Origin of the sequence: Streptomyces sp. (assembly GCF_031178505.1) — a bacterium.
In the GTDB taxonomy this organism is placed as follows: Bacteria; Actinomycetota; Actinomycetes; order Streptomycetales; family Streptomycetaceae; genus Streptomyces; species Streptomyces gulbargensis.
Map to the genome: position 1 here is coordinate 1 of NZ_JAPSIW010000534.1, position 5,051 is coordinate 5,051.

3 protein-coding genes and 1 pseudogene are annotated in these 5,051 nt (G+C 73.6%); 2 read left to right on the top strand and 2 right to left on the bottom strand.

The window, feature by feature from the left end; genetic code table 11:
- Both RIF68_RS27075 and pta read right to left on the bottom strand, forming a co-directional pair.
- Window positions 1-228, bottom strand: a pseudogene (locus RIF68_RS27075) (hypothetical protein); the annotation flags it as partial.
- A complete protein-coding gene (gene pta, locus RIF68_RS27080) occupies window positions 225-2,345 on the bottom strand; it encodes a phosphate acetyltransferase (RefSeq protein ID WP_309053920.1) in 2,121 nt (706 codons plus the stop codon). The gene pta and the pseudogene RIF68_RS27075, both read right to left, overlap by 4 nt.
- Before the next feature lie 367 nt (window positions 2,346-2,712).
- Between pta and RIF68_RS27085 the strand changes: the two genes are divergently transcribed.
- Window positions 2,713-3,738 (top strand): ATP-dependent 6-phosphofructokinase, encoded by a 1,026-nt coding sequence (locus RIF68_RS27085; RefSeq protein WP_309053921.1) that lies wholly within the window; start codon window positions 2,713-2,715, stop codon window positions 3,736-3,738.
- Between the two features lie 248 nt (window positions 3,739-3,986).
- Window positions 3,987-5,021, top strand: a complete 1,035-nt coding sequence (locus RIF68_RS27090; protein WP_309053922.1) for a hypothetical protein — start codon at window positions 3,987-3,989, stop codon at window positions 5,019-5,021.
- Window positions 5,022-5,051 lie beyond the last annotated feature (30 nt).

The following is a 5,051-nucleotide window of genomic DNA, read 5'->3' on the forward strand; positions in this document are numbered from 1 at the left end:
CCGCGAGGTCTCCTCGCCGATGCGCTCCACCAGGCCGGCCGCGAGCCGCGCGCCGTCCTCCATGTCGAGCAGCTGGTACTTCACCGACGAGGAGCCGGAGTTGAGGACGAGGACCCGGGAGGGAGCCGACGTGGAGGAGGAAGCGGAGGGAGCGGCGGAGGCGGCGGGAGAGGAATCCGCGGCGGAACCGGAGGAAGAGGGGGAGGCGGCGGGGGTGGGGGCGGTCATGCGGGAAGCTCCTGACCCTGGACGGAGGACACGGACGGGGCGGACGCGGCGGGATCCTGGGACTGGATCGCCGTGATGGCGACGGTGTTCACGATGTCGCTGACGAGCGCGCCGCGCGAGAGGTCGTTCACCGGCTTGCGCAGGCCCTGCAGGACCGGGCCCACGGCCACGGCGCCGGCCGACCGCTGCACCGCCTTGTACGTGTTGTTGCCGGTGTTCAGGTCCGGGAAGATCAGCACGGTCGCCTGACCCGCCACCTCCGACTCCGGCAGCTTGGTCGCGGCGACGGACGGCTCGACCGCCGCGTCGTACTGGATCGGGCCCTCGATCCGCAGGTCCGGCCGGGACTCCCGGACCAGCTTGGTCGCCTCCCGCACCTTGTCGACGTCGGCGCCCGAGCCGGAGGTGCCCGTCGAGTAGGACAGCATGGCGATCCTCGGCTCCACGCCGAAGCGGGCCGCGGTCGCCGCCGACTGGACGGCGATGTCGGCGAGCTGCTCCGCGTCCGGGTCGGGGTTGACCGCGCAGTCGCCGTACACCAGCACCTTGTCGGCGAGGCACATGAAGAAGACGGAGGAGACGATCGACGCGTCCGGCTTCGTCTTGATGATCTCGAAGGCGGGCCGGATGGTCGCCGCCGTGGAGTGCACGGAGCCGGAGACCATGCCGTCGGCCAGCCCCTCCTGCACCATGAGCGTGCCGAAGTAGTTCACGTCCGAGACGACGTCGTACGCGAGCTCCACGCTGACGCCCTTGTGGGCGCGCAGCGCCGCGTACTTCTCGGCGAACGCGTCCCGCAGCTCCGAGGCCTGCGGGTCGATCAGCTGCGTGTCGCCCAGGTTCACGCTCAGGTCGGCGGCCTTCCTGCGGATGGTCTCGACGTCACCGAGCAGGGTCAGGTCGCAGACGTCCCGGCGGATGAGGACGTCGGCGGCGCGCAGCACCCGCTCCTCGGTGCCCTCGGGGAGCACCACCCGGCGGCGGTCGGCGCGCGCCTGCTCCAGCAGCTCGTGCTCGAACATCATCGGGGTGACGCGGCCGCTGCGGGCCACCGAGACCCGCTTGAGCAGGTCGGCGGTGTCCACATGCCGCTCGAACAGGCCGAGCGCGGTCTCCGCCTTGCGCGGGGTGGCCGCGTTCAGCTTGCCCTCGAGCGCGAAGAGCTCGGCGGCGGTCGGGAAACTGTTGCCGGGCACGGAGATGACCGGCGTGCCCGGCGCGAGCCGGGCCGCCAGGGTCAGGATCTCCTCGCTCGGCCGCTCGTTGAGCGTGAGCAGCACGCCGGCGATGGGCGGGGTGCCGGCCGAGTGGGCGGCGAGCGCGCCGACGACCAGGTCGGCCCGGTCCCCGGGGGTCACCACGAGGCAACCCGGGGTCAGGGCGTTCAGGAAGTTCGGCAGCATCGCGCCGCCGAAGACGAAGTCCAGGGCGTCCCGGGCGAGCCCCGCGTCGTCGCCGAGGACGACGGTGGCGCCGAGCGCGTGGGTGATCTGGGCGACGGTGGGCGCGGCGAGCGCGGGCTCGTCCGGCAGGACGTAGCAGGGGACGGGCAGCCGGGTGCCGAGCCGCTCGGCGAGGGCCTCCCGGTCCTCGGCCGCCACCCGGTTGACGACCATCGCGAGCACGTCGCAGCCGAGGCCGTCGTACGCCCGGAAGGCGTTGCGCGCCTCGGCCCGTACGGACTCGGCCGGCTGGCCCTTGCCGCCCACCACGGGGATGACCGAGGCGCCGAACTCGTTGGCCAGGCGGGCGTTGAGCGCCAGCTCGTCGGGGAGCTGGGTGGCCGCGAAGTCCGTACCGAGGACGAGGACGACCTCGTAGTCGCGGGCCACCGCGTGGAAGCGGTCGACGAGGCGGGAGACCAGTTCGTCGGTGCCCCGCTCGGCCTGGAGCGCGGAGGCCTCGTGGTAGTCCATGCCGTAGACGGTCGCGGGGTCCTGGGAGAGCCGGTAGCGCGCCCGCAGCAGCTCGAACAGGCGGTCGGGTCCGTCGTGCACGAGCGGCCGGAACACCCCCACCCGGTCCACCTGGCGGGTGAGGAGCTCCATGACTCCCAGCTCGACGACCTGGCGGCCGTCCCCGCGGTCGATCCCGGTCACGTACACGCTGCGCGTCACGCCGTGGTCTCCTGTCCAGTCCTGCGGTACGGGGCTCGTCCCCTGGGTCAATCTCCGGTGCGCAGAACACACCGATAGGGCGGCATTACCCCCTTGACAATACCCCCGCATCTGGGTACGACGCCCGCCGGACCAAAGGCCCCGGACCGTGGGCCGCAAGGCCTCCGCGCCCCCTCCACGGGAAGGGTGACGGGGCCGTGACGGGGACGCGGGGAGAACATGGCGGGGACGCGAACGGGACGCGGAGGGGACGCCGCGAGGGCGGTGGCGGGGGGTGCGCGCCGCCGCGCCGAGAGCGGCCGTCAGGCCCGGCGTGTGAGAATTGCGGTGGCTCAAAGGACCGCGACCGAGCAGGAGACACAGCACGATGCGCATCGGAGTTCTCACCGCAGGCGGCGACTGCCCCGGCCTGAACGCAGTGATCCGGTCGGTCGTGCACCGGGCGCTGACCGGCCACGGCGACGAGGTCATCGGCTTCGAGGACGGGTTCAAGGGGCTCCTCGACGGCCACTACCGCCCCCTCGACCTCAACGCGGTCAGCGGCATCCTCGCCCGCGGCGGCACGATCCTCGGCTCCGCCCGCCTGGAACGCAACCGGCTCCGCGAGGCCGCCGAGTCCGCCTCCGACCTGGCCCGCACCTACGGCATCGACGTCCTCATCCCGATCGGCGGCGAGGGCACCCTGACCGCCGCCCGGATGCTGTCCGACGCCGGCATGCCCGTCGTCGGCGTCCCGAAGACCATCGACAACGACATCTCCTCCACCGACCGCACCTTCGGCTTCGACACCGCCGTCGGCGTCGCCACCGAGGCCATGGACCGCCTCAAGACCACCGCCGAGTCCCACCAGCGCGTGATGGTCGTCGAGGTGATGGGCCGCCACGCCGGCTGGATCGCGCTGGAGTCCGGCATGGCCGGCGGCGCCCACGGCATCTGCCTCCCGGAGCGCCCCTTCGAGGTCGACGACCTCGTCAAGATGGTCGAGGAACGCTTCGCGCGCGGCAAGAAGTTCGCCGTCATCTGCGTCGCCGAGGGCGCCCACCCGGTCGAGGGCTCGATGGACTACCAGAAGGGCGAGATCGACCAGTACGGCCACGAGCGCTTCCAGGGCATCGGCAACCGCCTCGCCGTGGAACTCGAGAAGCGCCTCGGCAAGGAGGCCCGGCCGGTCATCCTCGGGCACGTGCAGCGCGGCGGCACGCCCACGCCGTACGACCGCGTCCTCGCGACCCGCTTCGGCTGGCACGCGGTGGAGGCCGCGCACCGCGGCGACTTCGGCAGGATGACGGCACTGCGCGGCACGGACGTGGTGATGGTGCCGCTGGCGGAGGCCGTGACCCGCCTGAAGACCGTCCCGGAGGACCGCATGCGCGAGGCCGAGTCGGTCTTCTGACGGACGGTCCTCCGGCGGAGGCCCCCTGCGCCCCGGGGGCCTGAGCCCGCCGGTCCTCCGGTATCTCCGCGTCGAGTGGCCCCGACCGTACCCCCGTGGACGGTCGGGGCCACTCCGCTTTCCGGACGGCACTTCCGGGCCGGCCGGAAATACCTGATTCCACTCTTGAGCCCGCGGGCCCGATCAACAAGGCTTGGGGCCTGTCCCGGACATGTCCCAACCCTGTCCGGCGAAGGGGGGAGAGGCGCATGACCTCGGGGGAACGGGCTCCCGACCCGCGGGAGGCAGGCAGCACCGCCGAGTTCCTCGCCGGGCTCCAGGCGCTCAAGGACTGGTCCGGTCTCACCTACCGTGAGCTGTCCGCCCGGGCCGGGGAGCGCGGGGACGTGCTGCCCCGCTCCACGGTCGCCAACATGCTGGCCCGCACCACCCTGCCCCGCGAGGAGCTCCTCACGGTCTTCGTCCGCGCCTGCGGAGCGCCGTCCGGCGCCCTGGAGGACTGGCTGGCGGTACGGAAGGAGCTGGCGCTCCACGGGGTGTACGAGCCCCGGCCGCAGGAGCCGCCCGCCGCCGGCGCCCCCGGGGCCCTGGAGAACTCCGAGACCCCTGAGGCCCGGGAGGGTCCGGAGATCCCCGGGACCGGGGAGCGGGGGGAGCGCAGGGAGGCCGGTGAGACCGGGGAGGGGGCGGCGCCGGCCCGGGCCCGGATGGCCCGGGTGCTCGTCGGAGCCGTCGCCCTCGCCGGACTGGTGCTCGCCGCCCTCAGCGTGATCACCTTCGTACGGGACGGCGGCGCCGCCCATCCGCCCCGGTCAGGGCCCGGTCCCGCACCCGCCGCCGGTGACGTGACCATCCGGGTGGTCGGCCCGGACCTCTGTCTGGGGGAGCGGCGCGGTACGCGCAGCGGCCAGATCCACCAGCTGCCCTGCGCGGAGGTGGAGGTGCCGCGCTACTCGCTGAAGGATCTGGGCGGCGGACGGTGGCGGATCGTCTCGGACCACGCCGACCTGGGCATCGGCTGCTCCGGCATCCCCTCGGGCGGCCGGATACCGGACGCCGCGTTCGAGGACTCCGAGTGCGGCGACCCGAGCCGGGTGGAGAGCTTCACCCTGGAGCCGTACGGGAGCCCGGTACGGGGCCACCGCATCGTGCCGGCCGGCTCGGCGACGCCCGGCAGCTGCGTCACCGTCGTCGGCGACCGCGCCGCCGCCGGGGCGAGGCTGGCCCAGGCGCCGTGCGCCCCCGACGCCGCGGGGCAGCTGTTCGCCTTCGACCGCCGCTGACGGGCGGGGCCGACGAGGCCGCCCCGCCCG